This is a genomic window from Kitasatospora sp. CB02891 (assembly GCF_002803145.1).
Taxonomy (GTDB): Bacteria; Actinomycetota; Actinomycetes; order Streptomycetales; family Streptomycetaceae; genus Kitasatospora; species Kitasatospora griseola.
This window is the reverse complement of sequence record NZ_NNBO01000019.1, coordinates 52,580-68,484: the sequence shown is the minus strand read 5'-3', so window position 1 is coordinate 68,484 and position 15,905 is coordinate 52,580. Positions and strand designations below refer to the sequence as shown.

17 protein-coding genes are annotated in these 15,905 nt (G+C 74.9%); 10 read left to right on the top strand and 7 right to left on the bottom strand.

The features are described 5' to 3' along the window. Positions 1 to 226: 226 nt before the first annotated feature. A complete protein-coding gene (locus CG736_RS31620) occupies positions 227 to 1,525 on the bottom strand; it encodes a glycosyltransferase family 39 protein (RefSeq protein WP_198520677.1) in 1,299 nt (432 codons plus the stop codon). A gap of 400 nt (positions 1,526 to 1,925) precedes the next feature. Between CG736_RS31620 and CG736_RS31615 the strand changes: the two genes are divergently transcribed. Continuing rightward, positions 1,926 to 2,510 carry a TetR/AcrR family transcriptional regulator gene (locus tag CG736_RS31615; protein WP_100589575.1) on the top strand — a complete coding sequence of 195 codons (585 nt, stop codon included), beginning with the start codon at positions 1,926 to 1,928 and terminating at the stop codon, positions 2,508 to 2,510. A 9-nt stretch (positions 2,511 to 2,519) separates the two neighbouring features. Here the strand turns inward: CG736_RS31615 and CG736_RS31610 are convergent, their stop codons facing one another. Continuing rightward, positions 2,520 to 2,987, bottom strand: a complete 468-nt coding sequence (locus CG736_RS31610; RefSeq protein ID WP_198520676.1) for an Lrp/AsnC family transcriptional regulator — start codon at positions 2,985 to 2,987, stop codon at positions 2,520 to 2,522. A 147-nt stretch (positions 2,988 to 3,134) separates the two neighbouring features. On the opposite strand from CG736_RS31610, the gene pdhA reads away from it, so the two are divergent. The 4 genes from pdhA to CG736_RS31590 all read left to right on the top strand — a co-directional run bounded on the left by pdhA (position 3,135) and on the right by CG736_RS31590 (position 8,157). Further along, the gene (gene pdhA / locus CG736_RS31605; RefSeq protein ID WP_100589574.1) at positions 3,135 to 4,286 is read left to right on the top strand and encodes a pyruvate dehydrogenase (acetyl-transferring) E1 component subunit alpha; all 1,152 of its coding nucleotides are present in this window, start codon (positions 3,135 to 3,137) and stop codon (positions 4,284 to 4,286) included. Further along, on the top strand, positions 4,283 to 5,290 hold the full coding sequence (locus CG736_RS31600; RefSeq protein ID WP_100589573.1) for an alpha-ketoacid dehydrogenase subunit beta: 1,008 nt from the start codon (positions 4,283 to 4,285) through the stop codon (positions 5,288 to 5,290). The genes pdhA and CG736_RS31600 overlap by 4 nt, the downstream gene beginning before the upstream one ends. Before the next feature lie 5 nt (positions 5,291 to 5,295). Beyond that, positions 5,296 to 6,594 carry a dihydrolipoamide acetyltransferase family protein gene (locus CG736_RS31595; protein ID WP_100589643.1) on the top strand — a complete coding sequence of 433 codons (1,299 nt, stop codon included), beginning with the start codon at positions 5,296 to 5,298 and terminating at the stop codon, positions 6,592 to 6,594. Between the two features lie 171 nt (positions 6,595 to 6,765). After that, positions 6,766 to 8,157: a globin domain-containing protein gene (locus CG736_RS31590; protein ID WP_157815815.1), complete on the top strand. Its 1,392-nt coding sequence runs from the start codon at positions 6,766 to 6,768 to the stop codon at positions 8,155 to 8,157. Between the two features lie 21 nt (positions 8,158 to 8,178). Here the strand turns inward: CG736_RS31590 and CG736_RS31585 are convergent, their stop codons facing one another. After that, positions 8,179 to 8,706 (bottom strand): NUDIX domain-containing protein, encoded by a 528-nt coding sequence (locus CG736_RS31585; protein ID WP_100589571.1) that lies wholly within the window; start codon positions 8,704 to 8,706, stop codon positions 8,179 to 8,181. Positions 8,707 to 9,067: 361 nt separating this feature from the next. Between CG736_RS31585 and CG736_RS31580 the strand changes: the two genes are divergently transcribed. Both CG736_RS31580 and CG736_RS31575 read left to right on the top strand, forming a co-directional pair. Further along, the gene (locus CG736_RS31580) at positions 9,068 to 9,856 is read left to right on the top strand and encodes an IclR family transcriptional regulator (RefSeq protein ID WP_100589570.1); all 789 of its coding nucleotides are present in this window, start codon (positions 9,068 to 9,070) and stop codon (positions 9,854 to 9,856) included. A 217-nt stretch (positions 9,857 to 10,073) separates the two neighbouring features. Next, positions 10,074 to 10,478 carry an SsgA family sporulation/cell division regulator gene (locus CG736_RS31575; RefSeq protein WP_369880780.1) on the top strand — a complete coding sequence of 135 codons (405 nt, stop codon included), beginning with the start codon at positions 10,074 to 10,076 and terminating at the stop codon, positions 10,476 to 10,478. A gap of 104 nt (positions 10,479 to 10,582) precedes the next feature. Here the strand turns inward: CG736_RS31575 and CG736_RS31570 are convergent, their stop codons facing one another. After that, positions 10,583 to 10,960, bottom strand: coding sequence for a phage holin family protein (locus CG736_RS31570; protein WP_100589568.1), 378 nt, complete (start codon positions 10,958 to 10,960; stop codon positions 10,583 to 10,585). A 105-nt stretch (positions 10,961 to 11,065) separates the two neighbouring features. On the opposite strand from CG736_RS31570, the gene CG736_RS31565 reads away from it, so the two are divergent. The 3 genes from CG736_RS31565 (at position 11,066) to CG736_RS31555 (ending at position 12,468) form a co-directional block, all read left to right on the top strand. Further along, positions 11,066 to 11,383 carry a cupin domain-containing protein gene (locus CG736_RS31565; RefSeq protein ID WP_100589567.1) on the top strand — a complete coding sequence of 106 codons (318 nt, stop codon included), beginning with the start codon at positions 11,066 to 11,068 and terminating at the stop codon, positions 11,381 to 11,383. 46 nt (positions 11,384 to 11,429) lie between these two features. Then, on the top strand, positions 11,430 to 12,092 hold the full coding sequence (tenA, locus tag CG736_RS31560) for a thiaminase II (protein ID WP_100589566.1): 663 nt from the start codon (positions 11,430 to 11,432) through the stop codon (positions 12,090 to 12,092). 175 nt (positions 12,093 to 12,267) lie between these two features. Next, on the top strand, positions 12,268 to 12,468 hold the full coding sequence (locus CG736_RS31555) for a DUF5326 family protein (RefSeq protein WP_043915400.1): 201 nt from the start codon (positions 12,268 to 12,270) through the stop codon (positions 12,466 to 12,468). Here CG736_RS31555 and CG736_RS31550 read toward each other — a convergent pair. The 3 genes from CG736_RS31550 to CG736_RS31540 are packed head-to-tail and all read right to left on the bottom strand — an operon-like array spanning position 12,465 to position 15,894. Beyond that, a complete protein-coding gene (locus CG736_RS31550) occupies positions 12,465 to 13,367 on the bottom strand; it encodes an NAD(P)-dependent oxidoreductase (protein WP_100589565.1) in 903 nt (300 codons plus the stop codon). The genes CG736_RS31555 and CG736_RS31550 overlap by 4 nt on opposite strands. Next, on the bottom strand, positions 13,343 to 14,425 hold the full coding sequence (locus CG736_RS31545) for a cytochrome (protein ID WP_100589564.1): 1,083 nt from the start codon (positions 14,423 to 14,425) through the stop codon (positions 13,343 to 13,345). The genes CG736_RS31550 and CG736_RS31545 overlap by 25 nt, the downstream gene beginning before the upstream one ends. Next, positions 14,419 to 15,894 (bottom strand): class I adenylate-forming enzyme family protein, encoded by a 1,476-nt coding sequence (locus tag CG736_RS31540; RefSeq protein ID WP_100589563.1) that lies wholly within the window; start codon positions 15,892 to 15,894, stop codon positions 14,419 to 14,421. Before CG736_RS31540 ends, CG736_RS31545 begins: the two co-directional genes overlap by 7 nt. Between the last annotated feature and the right edge of the window lie 11 nt (positions 15,895 to 15,905).

Here is a 15,905-nt window from a genome sequence, read left to right as displayed (position 1 = left end):
GGGCGGGACACAGCTCAGGGTAACCGAACGATCGGTCGGTGCAAGGGTTCTTCGGAGGGCCGATCGGTGGGGCGGTGGTACCCGGCGTACGCGGCCCGCTCCGACCGGCGGGGCCGACGGCGCGTCCGGCCCGGGTGCGGGCCCGATCGGCGGACCCCGGCGGCGCCGCGGGCCGCTCGCGCCGAACCGGTCGGGCGCGAGCGGCAGTCGTGCTCCCGGCAGCGGTCTACGGAATGCCGAGCTGGAAGATGACGTAGCCGGCGAACCAGCCGGAGGACAGCGCGGCGACGCCGAGCACGGTGGCCAGGTTGCGCAGCCGCACCCGGGCCAGCGCCACCGCGAGCGGGATCAGCAGCGGGAAGATCGGCAGCACGAAGCGGGACAGCGTGCCGAACATCTGCTGGCTGCCGAGCACCATCACCAGGGTGCCCACCGTGTAGACCGTCAGCACCAGCGGCGGGCGCTTGGACAGCAGCGACACCAGCAGGATCGGCAGGGCCAGCAGCACCAGGACCGCGATCAGGTCCTCGGTCGGGTACGTGAACAGGTAGTTGCTCTCGCCGCGCAGCACGTTGGTGGCGGCCCGCAGGGTGTAGCGGCCCCAGTCGAAGAAGTGCAGCCAGCCGCCGCGCTGCAGGGTGATGTAGCCGTCCAGGTGGCCCATCCGGTAGCCGACCCAGCCCAGGTAGCCGAGGCAGCCGATCGGTGGCAGCACGATCGCGGTGAGCGGCCCCGCCACGCCGTCGGAGCGTTTCCACAGGGCGATCGCGGCGGCCAGCGCCACGCCGGCGATCAGCGGGACCGAACTCGGCCGGGCCAGGCCCGCCATGAAGGTCACCACGGCGGCGCTCAGCCAGTTCCGGTCGATGACGAAGTAGCAGGCCCAGGCGGCCAGCGCGACGAACACCGACTCCGAGTACACCGCCCACTCCACGCCGGAGCCCGGGAACGCCGCCCACAGGCCCGCCGCGATCACGCCCGCCCGGTGGCCGTACAGCCGGGACACCACGGCGAAGATGCCGGCCGCGGCGACGAACGAGGCGACGACCGACACCAGCATGCCCGAGCCGTACAGGCCGAGGCCGGTGCTGGACACCAGCCGGATCAGCCCCGGGTACATCGGGAAGAACGCCGCGGAATTCTGCTTGATGGTGAAGAATCCCTGATCCGGAATCAGCTGCGGGTCGTAACCGAGCTGCGCGACCTTCTGGTACCACAGGCCGTCCCAGCTGCCGAGCACGTCCCACGGGTGGGCGCCGCCGCCGAAACGCGGGTCGTTGGTCAGGTAGTGGCCGTTGGTTTCCAGCAGCCACATGAAAGCGGCGAATCCGGCGAGTTTCACCGCACCGAACAGGGCGAGTGCGGGGCCGAAACGCTCCAGGGCGCGGCGGAATCCGGAAGCCGCCGCGGAGCCGGGCTCCGACTCGTCGGCCGGGTCCGCCGGGGCCCGGTCGTCGGTCTCGACCGGGACGTCGTCCTCGGTCGCGATCCCGTTCTCGGCGGCGGTCGGTGGACGACCCGCCATCCCTTGCCGGACGACACCCACGGGCCGCCTCCATCCTGTGCCATTTCGGGCCGCCGGGGGCGGCGGTGCGGATAGTGTAAGGCTGCGTCAGGCCTGCCCACAGGGGGTCCCGGGCGGGTGTGTCCCTCCCGGGCGGGGGGCGTCGCGGCCGTGGCGGAACCATTCCTGGTCGGGGCCGTACCAGCGGCGATCCGGGCCGTCGACAACGGTGCCGAATCAATGCCGGGAATTCCCGGGCGGAACTCGGCACGATTTGGCAAATCCGGCGGACTTGACCTGCTATTCCTGATCTTTTGTGCTGATTTCGGGCGGACGGAACTCCCGGGCGGGCGTTTCGGCGGGCGACCGGGAACCGCACCCCGGCTGACGGGGGACGGCGGCCGGGGCGATACTCGTTGCCATGGCCGAAAACCTCACGCGCGCCTCCTACACGGTCGAGTCGCTGCTCGCCGTCACGGTGCGGGTCTTCAACGAGCGCGGTTACGACGGCACCTCGATGGAGGACCTGTCCCGGGCCGCGGGGATCTCCAAGTCCTCGATCTACCACCACGTGCGCGGCAAGGAGGAGTTGCTGCGGCTGGCGGTCGGGCGGGCGCTGGACGCGCTGTTCGGGATCCTGGCGGAGCCGAAGGCGGTCGAGGGACGGCCGGTGGACCGGCTGGAGCACGTGGTGCGGCGCACCGCCGAGGTGCTGCTGGCCGAACTGCCGTACGTGACGCTGCTGTTGAGGGTCCGCGGGAACACCACGACGGAGCAGTGGGCGCTGGAGCGGCGGCGCGACTTCGACCACCGGGTCGCCGAGCTGGTCCAGGAGGCCGTCGGCGCGGGCGAGCTGCGGGCGGACGTGGAGCCCCGGCTGGCGACCCGGCTGCTGTTCGGCATGATCAACTCGGTGGTGGAGTGGTACCGGCCCGGCCAGCGCGGCTCGGAGGGCCTGCCGGACGCGGTGGTCCAGCTGGCGTTCGGCGGTCTGCGGGCGCGCTGAGCGGCCGGCTCAGGGGGCGTCCGGGGGGATGTGGTCGGTCTCCTCGAACACCAGCATGGTGCGGGTGCTGAGCACCTGCGGGATCGACTGGATGCTGCCCAGCACCAGCTCCCGCAGCTCCCGGTTGTCGGCGGTGTGCACCAGCATCAGCACGTCGTAGTCACCGCCGACCAGCGCGATGTGCGCGACGCCGGGCAGCTGCAGCAGCTGGTCGCGGACGGTGCGCCAGGAGTTCTGGACGATCCGCAGGGTGACGTACGCGGACGCGGCCTGCCCGGCCCGCTCGTGGTCGATCCGGGCGGTGAAGCCGCGAATCACGCCGTCCTCGACCATCCTGGAGATCCGGGCGTAGGCGTTCGCCCGGGACACGTGCACCCGCTCGGCGACCGAGCGGATCGAGGCGCGACCGTCCTGCCGCAGCAGCCGCAGGATCGACCGGTCGACACGGTCGAGTCTGGACACCTGTTCAGCCGACATGGCCCCCCACCCCTCGCGATTGGACGTGCTGGCCCCAGCAGACCGCCCTTTCGGCCGACTGTCCACCGTCTTGACGGGGATATGGTCAAGTTGAACAGACGACCGAACAATCGGTAGGGAGCCCCCACCACCCCGGAGGTGCCCCACATGACCGTTCTGGACCACAGAGATCAGGCCGACCCGGGCGTCGTGCCCGGCTGGCTGCCCGGCGCCACCGCGCCCCGCACCGACCCCGCCCCGCTGCTGCCGGACGACGAACCGCTGCGCGTCCTCGGCACTCCCGCCGCCGACAAGGCCGACCCCGCCCTGCTGCGCGAGCTGTACCGCAGGCTGGTCGCCGGCCGCCGCTACAACCAGCAGGCCACCACCCTCACCAAGCAGGGCCGGCTCGCCGTCTACCCGGCGTCCACCGGCCAGGAGGCCTGCCAGATAGCCGCCGCGCTCGCCCTGCGCAGTGACGACTGGCTGTTCCCCTCCTACCGCGACACCCTCGCCGTGGTCGCCCGCGGCGTCGACCCGCTGGAGGCGCTGACCCTGCTGCGCGGCAACGCGCACACCGGCTACGACCCGCGCGCCACCCGCACCGCCCCGCTGTGCACTCCACTGGCCACCCAGGTCCCGCACGCCGTCGGCCTCGCCCACGCCGCCCGGCTGGCCGGCGACGACACCGTGGCGCTGGCCCTGCTCGGCGACGGCGGCACCAGCGAGGGCGACTTCCACGAGGGCCTGAACTTCGCCGCCGTGCTGCACGCCCCCGTGGTCTTCCTGGTGCAGAACAACGGCTACGCGATCTCCGTCCCGCTGACCCGGCAGTCCGCCGCGCCGACCCTGGCCCACAAGGCGGTCGGCTACGGCATGCCCGGCCGACTGGTCGACGGCAACGACGCCGCGGCCGTCCACCAGGTGCTCACCGAAGCCCTCGAACGGGCCCGCAGCGGCGGCGGTCCGACCCTGGTGGAGGCGCTCACCTACCGCGTCGAGGCGCACACCAACGCCGACGACGCCACCCGCTACCGGCAGGCCGAGGAGGTCACCGCCTGGCAGGCGCACGACCCGATCCGGCTGCTGGAGGACGCGCTGCGCGAGCGCGACCTGCTGGACGACCGGCTGGTCGCCGAGGCCGGCGAGGAGGCCGAGGCGATGGCCGCCCGGATGCGCGCCGAGTTCCACGCCGACCCCGACCTCGACCCGATGTCGCTGTTCGCGCACGTCTACGCCGAACCCACCCAGCAGTTGCGCGAACAGGCCGCGCAACTGGCCGCCGAGCTGGCCGCGGAGGCCGAGGTGCACGCCCGATGACCACCGCCACCCGCGAACAGTCCGGCCTGCGCACCGGCACCATGGCGCAGGCCCTGAACACCGCGCTGCGCGACGCGATGCGCGCCGACAGATCCGTCCACGTGCTCGGCGAGGACGTCGGCGCCCTCGGCGGCGTCTTCCGGATCACCGACGGCCTGACCGCCGAGTTCGGCGCCGACCGCTGCCTGGACACCCCGCTGGCCGAGGCGGGAATCCTCGGCACCGCCGTCGGCATGGCCATGTACGGGCTGCGCCCCGTCGTCGAGATGCAGTTCGACGCCTTCGCCTACCCGGCGATGGAGCAGCTCGTCTCGCACGTCGCCAAGATGCGCAACCGCACCGCCGGGAAGCTCCCGCTGCCGATCACCGTCCGGGTCCCGTACGGCGGCGGCATCGGCGGCGTCGAGCACCACAGCGACGCCTCCGAGGCGTACTACGCGCACACCCCCGGCCTGCACGTGGTCACCCCCGCCACCGTCGCCGACGCGTACGGGCTGCTGCGGGAGGCGATCGCCTCCGACGACCCGGTGGTGTTCCTGGAGCCCAAGCGCCTGTACTGGGGCAAGGACGCGTGGGACCCGGCGGTCGGCGTGGAACCGATCGGGAAGGCCGTGCTGCGCCGGCCGGGGACCTCGGCGGTGCTGGTCACCTACGGCCCGTCGCTGCCGGTCTGCCTGGAGGCCGCCGAGGCGGCCAAGGCCGAGGGCTGGGACCTGGCCGTGCTCGACCTGCGCTCGCTGGTGCCGTTCGACGAGGCCACCGCCTGCGAGGTGGTGCGTTCGCTGGGCCGGGCCGTGGTGGTCCACGAGGCCGGCGGCTTCGGCGGGGCCGGGGCGGAGATCGCCGCCCGGCTGACCGAGAAGTGCTTCCACCACCTGGCCGCACCGGTGCTGCGGGTCACCGGGTTCGACATCCCGTACCCGCCGCCGATGCTGGAGCACCACCACCTGCCCGGGGTGGACCGGATCCTGGACGCCGTCGCCCGGCTCCAATGGGAGGAGTGATGGCGATGCCGGTGGTCCGCGAGTTCACGCTGCCCGACCTCGGTGAGGGACTCACCGGGGCCGAGGTGGTGCGCTGGATGGTCGAGGTCGGCGAGGTGATCGCCGTCGACCAGGCGGTGGTGGAGGTGGAGACCGCCAAGGCGGTGGTCGAGGTGCCCTGCCCGTACGGCGGAGTGGTCACCGCCCGGTTCGGCGAGGTCGGGCAGGAGGTGCCGGTCGGCGCGCCGCTGGTCACCGTGGCCGTCGCCCCCGGGCACGTGCCCGAGGACGGGCCCGCGCCCGAGGCGGAGCGCCCGCTGGTGGGCTACGGGGTGGCCGAGACCCGCCGGGCCGGCCGCCGCCGGGTCGCGCCGGGCGGCGGCAGCGCCCCGGTGGCGCCCGCCCTGCCGGTCGCCCCGGTCGCGGTGGCGCCTGCGGTGGCGGCCCCGGCGGTGGTGGCGGCCCCGGCCGTGGTGGCGGTGATCTCGCCGCTGGTGCGCCGGATCGCCCGCGAGCACGGCCTCGACCTGGCGCAGGTGCCCGGCACCGGCCCGGACGGGCTGATCACCCGGCGGGACGTCGAGCGGGCGATCGAACGCCCCGTCGAGGCCGCCCCGGCGGAGGTTCCACGTGGAACGGCGGAGGACGAGCTGATCCCGCTGCGCGGGCTGCGCCGCACCGTCGCGGAGAAGCTGACCCGCAGCCACCGGGAGATCCCGTCGGCGACCTGCTGGGTGGACGCGGACGCCACCGAACTGATGGCGCTGCGCGGGCAGATGAACCAGGCGCCCGGTCCGAAGGTGAGCGTGCTGGCGCTGCTGGCGCGGATCTGCCTGGTCGGTCTGGAGCGCTTCCCGGAGCTCAACTCCAGCGTCGAGGGCGACGCCGTCCGCCGGCACCGCGCCGTCCAGCTGGGCTTCGCGGCGCAGGGCCGGCGCGGGCTGGTGGTGCCGGTGGTGCGGGACGCCCAACTGCTGGGCACCGAACGGCTGTCGGTGGAGCTGGGCCGGCTGACCGAGGCGGCCCGCGCCGGGTCGCTGAGCCCGGCCGAGCTGACCGGCGGGACGTTCACGCTGAACAACTACGGCGTGTTCGGGGTGGACGGCTCCACGCCGCTCCTCAACCACCCGGAGGCGGCGATGCTCGGGGTCGGCCGGATCACCCCGAAGCCGTGGGTGCACGAGGGGCAGCTGGCGGTCCGTCAGGTCACCCAGCTGTCCTTCACCTTCGACCACCGGGTCTGCGACGGGGGCACCGCGGGCGGGTTCCTGCGGTTCGTCGCGGACTGCGTGGAGCGCCCGGGGGTGCTGCTGCGCGGGCTCTGAGCCCGGTTCGGGTGCGGTCCGCGGGCGCGGGACGCACCCGGGCGGGGCGAGGGTAGCGGGTGGACGGGCCGGTTGTCCCGATTTTGCCCGATTCGACGGATCTGCCGTGCGGTCGGTGGCACTGTGCTGACGGCGTCAGCAGATCGGTCGACCGGAAGCGGAACGATTCCCTTGGCTACTCGTCAGCTCGCACTCGACAGCAGGCCCCTCACCCCCGTGCCGGCCGTCCCGGAGAAGCCCACCCGGCCGCCGACCGTGCCCGCGCCGCCCGCCCCGGTACCGCCCGCGCCCGCAGCGGTCGAGTCGCTGTTCCGGCCGGCCCGGACGCCCAACTGGGTCGGCCCGGGCGACCGTTGGGCCCGGGCGTGGGGCGTGCCGGCGGCCTGGCCGCAGCCTGCCGCGCCGCGGGCGGTGGGCGCGGAGCCGACCGGTCCGGCGCTGCCGCCGACCCCGGAGGAGCTGGCGGTGATCCGGGCGGTGCTGGCGGCGGTGCGGCCGGTCGCGGACCGGGCGATGGCGCACTTCCACGCGCTGGTGTTCCTGCGCCACCCGGAGCTGCGGGCGATGTTCCCGGCCGCCATGGACGAGCAGCGCGAGCTGCTGTTCCGGGCGTTCGAGCAGTGCGTGCGGCACGCCGACGACCCGGCGGCGCTGCGCGGGTACCTGGCCCCGATGGGCCGCGGGCACCGCAGGTACGGGGTGCTGCCCGGGCACTACGCCTCCGCCGAGGAGTGCCTGGTGCAGGCGCTGGCCCGGTTCGGCGGCGCGGTGTGGGACGAGCGGGCCGAGGCGGCCTGCCGGCGGCTGCTGGCGCTGGTGTCGCGGCTGCTGGTCGAGGGGCTGGACGAGGCGCGCTCGACCCCGGCGTGGTGGCAGGCCGAGGTGGTGGCGCACCGGCAGGCGGCCGAGGACACCGCGGTGCTGACGCTCCGTCCGGACCAGGCGTACCCGTTCCGGGCCGGGCAGTGGGCGGCGGTGGAGACGCCGTGGTGGCCGCGGGTGTGGCGGCCCTACTCGTTCGGGTCGGCGCCGCGGCCGGACGGGCTGCTGACGCTGCACGTCAAGGCGGTGCCGGCGGGCTGGGTGAGCAACGCGCTGGTGCACCGGGCCCGGCCGGGCGACGTGCTGCGGCTGGGCGCGGCCGAGGGCGGCATGACGGTGGACCACGCGGCGGGGGAGAACCTGCTCTGCCTGGGCGGCGGCACCGGCATCGGGCCGGTCGTCGCGCTGGTGGAGGAGGTCGCCGCGCACGGGGCGGCGGGCCGTCGGGTGGAGGTGTTCTACGGCGCGCGCCGGGCCGCCGGACTGTACCGGCTCGCCGAGCTGCGCCAACTCGCCGAGCGGAACCCCTGGTTGACGGTCCGGCCGGTGCTGTCGGAGGAGGACGGCGGCTCGGGCGGGGCGCTGTCCGGACAGCTGCCGGAGGTGGTGGCCCGGTACGCCCCGTGGCACGGGTACACGGCCTGCCTGAGCGGCCCGGCGGCGATGGTGCGGGCCGGGGCGGCGGCGCTGCGGCGCTGCGGGATGCCGGCCGGGTCCGTCCGGTACGACCAGCCGGTGTGAGACGGGCCCCGGCGCCCTGGCTCAGCCGAGGTCCTCGGCGAGCAGGGCGCGGATGCCCTCGATGTTGGCGGCGAGGTAGGCGCGGAGGCTGGGCGGGACCACGTTGACCGAGGTGACGCCCTCGCGGGTGAACGGCACCCGGACGATCGTGTACTCGCCGTTGGGGTGCTCCACCTCGGGGCCGTGCCGGCGGTCCGGGTCGGCGTCGGCGAGCCGGCAGACGAAGAAGTGCTGCACCTTGACGCCGTGCGGGTGGGCGGGCGTGCCGTCGTCGTGGTGGGAGTGCGCGACGGTGTCGACGAAGGCCGGCACCACGTCGGTGATCTTCCCGCCGAGCTCCTCGTCCACCTCGCGGTGCAGGGCGGCGACCACGGTCGGGTCGGTGGGTTCGACGCCGCCGCCGGGGGTGATCCAGTACGGGTGCGGGGAGCCCGGGCGGACCCGGCGGATCAGTACCAGCGAGGCGGGGGAGTGCGGGGCGGCCGGATCGAACTCCAGCAGGATCGCGCGGGCGGTGCGCTTGACGACAGGACGGACCGGGCCCGACATGGCTGCCACCTCCGGGGCGCGAGCGTTGTGCGGGAGTCTGCCGCGCGCCGGTGACCGCGAAACCCGCACAGCGGAGCGAATCGGAGGAATCCGTTCCGCCGTCAGGGTGCGGCGGCATGCCCGGGTGTGTCCCGGGGCGGCGACGGAGACTCCGGCCGTGGGTCTTGGATTCACTCACCGGGCGCGATGCCGTCCTTCATGGTCGAGCCGTCCGGGCGCTTGCGCCTTCGGAGCGAAGGTGAATCGCCGAGCGAGGTCGCCACAATGATTGCGGGGAGGTCCGCCCTGTGCTGCAATGACCGACTGCCGGGCGGATTCGGAGCGGACGTCTCCGGATGCCCCTCAGCGCCCGGGGATGGGGATGACCATGCACCGGACCGGGGAACCCGCCGCGCCGCCCGCCGACGACATACGTGCGCCCACCTTGATCGGCTCGGTGCAGCGCGCCCTGCGACTGCTCGAAGCGGTCGGCTCCCACATCCACGGCGCCACCGCCAAACAGCTGGCCCGCTCCGCCGGACTCCCCCTCGGCACCACCTACCACCTGCTGCGCACCCTCACCCACGAGGGCTACCTGCGGCGCGACGACGGCCGGTTCTACTTCGGCGCCTCGGTGGACGGGATCTGCCGCGCCGACACCCGGCAGTCCGAGTGCACCGACCTGCGCGGACGGCTGGCGCGGCTGCGCGACGAACTCGGCGCCGCCGTCTACCACGCGGTCTACGAGGACGGCGAGGTGCGGATGGTGGAGGTCTTCTCCGGCCCCGCGCAGCCGGCGGTGGAGGAGTGGGCGGACTTCCGCAGCACCGCGCACGCGCACGCCGTCGGACTCTGCCTGCTGTCCCAACTCGGCACCGAGGAACGGCTAGACCACCTCTCCCGGCACCGGCCGGCCGCGCTCACCCCGTCCACCGTCGGCGACCGGCGCGCGGTGCTGCGCCGGCTCGACGCCGTCCGGCCCACCGTGCCGGTGCTGGAGCGGCAGGAGTACGCGCTCGGCGCGGTCTGCGCGGCGGTGCCGATCACCGTCGGCTCGGTGGTCGCCACGGTGGCGATATCACTGCCCGTCGAACAGGGCGACCGGCTCGGCCCGGCGGCGGTCCGGCTGCGCCGCCTGGTGGGGGCGATGTTCCCCGCGTTCGTGGGCTGATTCCGCCGGTGCGTTCGTTCACCATTTGAAAAAGCACGCCTTGTCCACATCGCCGTCAAACCTGGACGATGAGGTCCGAACGGGGAATTGGGGACAGAGAACCGACAGAGAACCGACAGCGAACCGACAGATGCCCGACCCCACCGCTCGACCCTCGGCGTACACGGGCGGGCAGAACGAGAGGTACTGGCGCATGCACAACACGGTCCGAGCCCACATGGCGATGCACCTCGTGGTGTCGAGCGAGCTCTCCTTCCGCGTCGTGGTCGACCTGGACTACGACGGCGGCGACCCGTTCGCCGTCCGCTTCACCTTCCACCTGCCCGGCGACGAACCGGTCACCTGGGTCTTCGCGCGCGAACTGCTGGTCGACGGGCTCAGCCGGGCCAGCGGCGAGGGCGACGTCCACCTCCAGCCGCTCGGCGAGGACCTGTCCGAGGTCGACCTGGTGCTGCGCTCCCCCGAGGGCGACGCCCGGGTGCGCGCCGCCGCCCCGCCGCTGCTGGCCTTCCTCGCCCGCACCGACGCGGTGGTGCCGATGGGCCAGGAGGTCGCGACCGGCGACCTCGACCAGGAGTTGGCCGACATCCTGTCCACCACCGGGCACGAGAACGCGGGTTGAGCCCGCGGGCCCGGTTCGCGGCCCCTGCGGCGTGACCGGCCGTCGGACAGCTGCGGGGAGCTGTCCGGTGGCCGGTCGGCCGCGCGGACCGGGGCACGGGCCGGTCAGTCGTCGTCGCCGAAGGCCAGGTGCAGGCCCCAGGAGACCACGCTGATGATCAGCGCGCCGAGCAGCGCCGCCCAGAAGCCCTGCACGTGGAAGTCCAGGCTCAGCTTGTCCGACGCCCAGGAGGTCAGCCAGAGCATCAGGGCGTTGATCACGAAGGTGACCAGGCCCAGCGTGAGGATGAACAGCGGCAGCGAGAACAGCTTCACCAGCGGCTTGATGGCGAAGTTGACCACACCGAAGACGAGCGCCACCGCGAGCACGGTGATCGCCTTGTGCTGCCAGTCGCCCCCTTCCAGCGTGATCCCGTTGACGATCCAGGCGGCGATCCAGATCGCCACCGCGTTGATGAGCGTTTTGATCACGAAATTCTTCATGCTGCGGATGGTGACAGGACCGCCCGCCGTGCGGAAGCTCCCGTGAACGACCGTGTGATGGAGTGTTGTTGAATGGGCCCGGACCGGGAGAGGAGCCGTGCCCCGATGAAGCTGTTCCGGCTGGACGAACTCGACGCCGAACGCGCCGCCGGCGACGGCGCGTACCTGCGTTTCCTGAAGCAGCCGACGATGTCCGCCGGCCTGTACGCGCTGTCCCCCGGCGAGACCGACCCGCAGACCCCGCACGCCCAGGACGAGATCTACCTGGTGGTCAGCGGCCGGGCCGAGCTGACCGTCGGCCGGGAGACCGCCACCGTCGCCCGCGGCAGCGTGGTGTTCGTCCCCGCCGGGACGGAGCACCGCTTCCACCACATCACCGAGGAACTCCGGGTCCTGGTGGTGTTCTCCCCGCCGGAGGACTGACCGTGCCGCGGCGACCGCAACCCCATCGACAGCACGGGAGCAGCCTGTGAAACTCACCGACGAACTGTGGACGGCGATCGAGCCGATCTACGGCCGGATCCTCGACCACCCGTTCCTGGCCGGCCTGACCGACGGCACCCTGCCGCGCGCCGCGTTCCGCCACTTCGTCGTCCAGGACTCGCACTACCTGCGCGACTACGCCCGGGCGCTGGCGGTGTGCGCCGCCAAGGCCCCCGGCGAGGACGAGGTGCTGGCCTTCGCCAACGACGCGGTCGGCGCCATCGCCGCCGAGCAGGAGATGCACGCCGACTTCCTGCACGCCTTCGGCGAGGACGGCGCCGCGGCCGCCGCCGAACCAGTGCTCCCCACCACCCGCGCCTACACCAGCTACCTGCTGGCCACCGTCTACGGCGGCTCGTTCGCGGAGGCGCTCGGCGCGGTCCTGCCCTGCTACTGGATCTACGCCCGGGTCGGCGAGGAACTGCTGCGCCGCTCCTCCCCCGAGCCGCTGTACGCCAAGTGGATCGCCGCCTACGGCGGGGAGGAGTTCCAGGCCGTGGTGCGCCGCGTCCTGGACCTCACCGACCGGATCGGCGAGGACCTCTCGGCGGCCGAACGGCGGCGCGTGGTCGAGCACTTCACCACCACCTCGCGGTACGAGTGGATGTTCTGGGACGCCGCCTGGCGGGGGGAGGGCTGGCCGGTGTGACCCGGCTCTGAGGGTTCCCCCGGGCGGGGGCTCAGGGACGGATCTCCGGGTTCTCTCCGGGCCGCGAAACCTCGATTCACCCGTCCGGCCGACCTACGATCGAAGTGTCGAGATCGAGGGAGCGGGAACGCAGCCGGAACCACCGGCACCGACCCCGAGGGGAGAAGGTACGGACATGGCCGAGTTCTGGAAGTCGCTGCCCTCCTGGGTGCGCAACATCGTCGTCCCGATCGTCCTGCTGGTGATCGCCTGGAAGGTCTTCTGGACCCTTGTCGGCGCAGTGCTGGGAGCGATCGGCTTCGCGGTCAACGTCCTGGTGCTGGTCGGCATCGCCGCCGCGGTGGTGATCCTCATCAAGAAGGCCACCAAGAGCTAGGCCCGGCCGGGCAGTTGCCCGGCCAGGTGGGCGAGGTGGTGACCGAGGTCCCGGTCCGGGGTGAACCCCTGGAGCCGGGACTTCGTGGTGTCCAGGACCACCGGCCGGGCCAGCTGGTCCAGCGCGTACCTGGTCACCCCGTCCCGTCGGCCGACCGCCAATCCGGCCAGCCGGTGCGGGACGTGGAGCAGCCGGGCGCGCACCCGGTGGGCCGCCAGCACCCGGCGCAGGGCGTCGTCGCGGCGGTACGGGGCGGCGTCGGCGATGTTGTACGCGCCGGGCGGCCAGTCGAGCGCCGCCAGGCAGGCCGCCGCCAGGTTCTCCACCGCCGTCAGGCTGAGCGGCACGTCCGGGCCGGGCAGCGCCAGCACCCCGGCGCGCACCGAGGCCAGCAGCCGGGGCGCCAGGTGCGGATCGCCCGGGCCGTACACCGCGCGCGGGCGCAGCACCACGGCGCCCGCGGCGAGGGCGAGCCGGTCCGCCTCCGCCTTCGTCCGCCCGTACGCGTTCAGGTGGCCGCCGGCGGTCGGGTGCCGCTCGGTCACCGACGACCGCTCCGGGCGCGGGTCGTAGACGCTGGCGCTGCTGACGAACACGAACGGGCGGTCGCCGGCCGCCGCGAGCAGGCGGGCCGTGGCTTCCACGTTGACGGCGTGCTGGAGCCGTTCCTGCGGGGAGCCCGGCGGGTGGTCGCCGACGGCGGCCGCGCAGTGGATCACCGCGTCGGCCGCGGACAGGTCCGGGGCGTCGGCGGCGGCGTCCCAGGGCAGGTGGGCGCCGTGGCGGGCCGGGCGGCGGCCGAGGGCCAGCACGTGATGGCCCCGGGCGGCGGCGAGGGCGGCCAGGTGGCCGCCGCAGAAGCCGGTGGCGCCGGTCAGGGCGAGGGTGAGCGGGGGCACGGGGCGGCTCCGGGTCGGCGGGCGAGCAGGCAGCGGCGGTAGGACGGCAGGGCGCTGCGGGAGTGCGCGACGGTGCGCAGCACCCGGGGGCGGTGCGGGGCCAGGACGGCGAGCAGGTCGGCGAGTTGGGCGCGGGCCAGGGCGGCGCCCGGGCAGGCGTGGCGGCCGAGGCCGAACGGGGCCCGGGCGGCGAGCGCGGCGTCGCCGGCCGGGGTGTCGCGGTGCGCTTCGGCGGCGTGCCGGGCGACCAGCAGCAGGCGGTCGCCGCGGCGGAGGCGGTGGCCGAGGACGGTGGCGTCGACGGCGGCCGCCCGGGGCAGCACCGGGGAGGCGGCGGTCAGCCGGAGCAGTTCGACGGCCAGCGCCGGGGCGTCGGTGCGGGCCTGCTCCCAGAGCCCGGCGCGGGCGCACCAGGCGGCGGCGCGGGGCAGCGCGGCCAGGGTGGTGTTGACGGCGGCGACGGCGAGCATCGCGTCCCGTGGGTCGGGCAGCAGCGCGGTCAGCCGCCCGGCGGCCCGGCGGGCCCGGCGTTCGGCTCCCGGGCGGGGCAGCAGCGCGGGCAGGTGGGTGCGGGCGGTGGCGGCGGCGGCCCGCTCGGCCGCGACGGCCAGGGCGACCGGGTCGGCGGTGGAGCCGGTGAGGGCGACGGCGGTGGCGCCGGCCAGCAGGCGGACCGCCGGGACCAGGTCGACCGGGCCGTCGGCCAGCTCGGACTCCAGCCGGTCGAGGGCCCGCTGCCAGTGCGGGCGCAGCGCGGCGATCCCGTCGGACCCGAGCAGGGCGGCCAACTCCCGGCGGGAGCCGCGGTGTTCGGAGCCGCTCTGGTCGAACAGCAGCCCGCCGCCGGTGAGCCGGGCCGCGGTGCCGCCGGTGGTGTGCTCGGCGGTCCGGTCCAGCGGCACCCGGGTGAGGATCTCCCGGTACGGCTCCGGGTGGTGGACCAGCACCGTCCGGCCCAGCCGCAGCACCGGGCGGCGGCGGGTGGCCGCGAGCAGTGCGAACAGCACGGGGTGGCTGCGCAGGTAGACCGCGCGGTCGGCGGCGCGGGCGGTCAGCACACCGGCCCCGCAGGGCCGGTGGCGAGCCGTTCGGCGCACCGGCGGGCGGCGGCCGGCCGGTCGGGCTTGCGGGAGCGGCCGGCCAGCGGGACGGTCCCGAACAGCAGGGCGTCGGGGCGGGCGGAGCCCATCCGGGCCAGCGGCTCGCGCAGGGCGGCGCGCAGGCGGTGCGGGTCGGCGCCGGGGCGGGGCTGCACCAGGGCGACCAGGCGTTCGTCGCCGTCGGGTGCGGGGACGCCGACCAGGACGGCGAGTTCGACGTCCTGGAGGTGCAGCGAGGGCTCGTACAGGCCGGGGTAGATGTTCTCGGCGCGGCGCAGCACCATGTCCTTGAGCCGTCCGGCCAGCACGATCCGCCCGTCCGGGTCGAGTCGGGCGCGGTCGCCGGTGCGGACCCACGGGTCGGGCTGTTCGCCGAGGTAGCGGTCGCGGGCGGCGGGGGCGGCGAGCAGCAGTTCGCCGTCGTCGGCGAGCCGGGTGCGCACGCCCGGCAGGGGCTGGCCGAGCAGGTCGCCGGGGCCCCGGTGGGCGCTCTTGTCGCGCTCCTCGACGGCTGCGGCGGGGAAGAGCTCGGTGAGCGCGTACACGCTCCACGCCTCGGTGGCGCCCGCGTCCTTGGCGCGGCGCAGCAGGGCGGCGGGGGCCGGGGCGGAGCCGGTCCAGACCCGGCCGGTCAGGTGGGTGAGGGGCCGCAGCCGAGGGGGCGTCAGGTAGGTCTCGTCGGGGGCGAGGCGGTCGATCTGGCGTTGCAGGGTGTGGGCGCGGCGGGCCGGGAGGGCGACGACGGCGCCCGCGGCGAGGGCCGGGATCAGCACGAAGGTGGTGTCGCCGAGCACGGTGCGCCCGGGCCGGGGCTGCACCAGGGCGTCCACGGCGCGCATCCCGGCGGCGAGCGAGGCCCGGGTGTGGACCACGGCGCGCGGGGCGGAGGTGGTGCCGGAGGTGAAGACGATCACCGCGTCGCCGTCCCCGTCGTACGGGGCCGGGGGCTGTCCGGGGTGGTCGCCGAGGGCGCGGGCGCAGCCCGGGAGGCGGGGGCCGACGGTGGCCACGGGGGCGAGGGTGTGCAGCGGCGGCAGTTCCAGTCGGGCCCGGCGGGCCAGCGGCCGGGCCCAGCCGGCGACGGCCTGCGCGGCGGCGTCGGCCAGGATCAGCGCGGGCGGGGCGAGGGCGAGCCGGGAACGCAGCACGTCGGGCCCGGCGCCCGGGTCGAGGACGGCGACGCGCAGCCCGAGCCGGTGCGCGGCGAGCAGCACGGCGAGCGCCCGCGGCCCCGGCCGGACCGCGACGCCGAGGGTGTCGCCCGGCCGCAGGCCGTGCCGGTGGTGCAGTGCGGCGGCCAACCGGTCTGCCAGGTCGGTCAGTTGGGCGCACCGGGCGAGGACGCGCGGGGCGCCGCCGCGGGTGGCGCCGAGCAGGGCCGGGCGGGAGCCGGCGTCCCGCAGGGTGCGGTCGAGCTGGTCGAGCACGGGGACTCCTC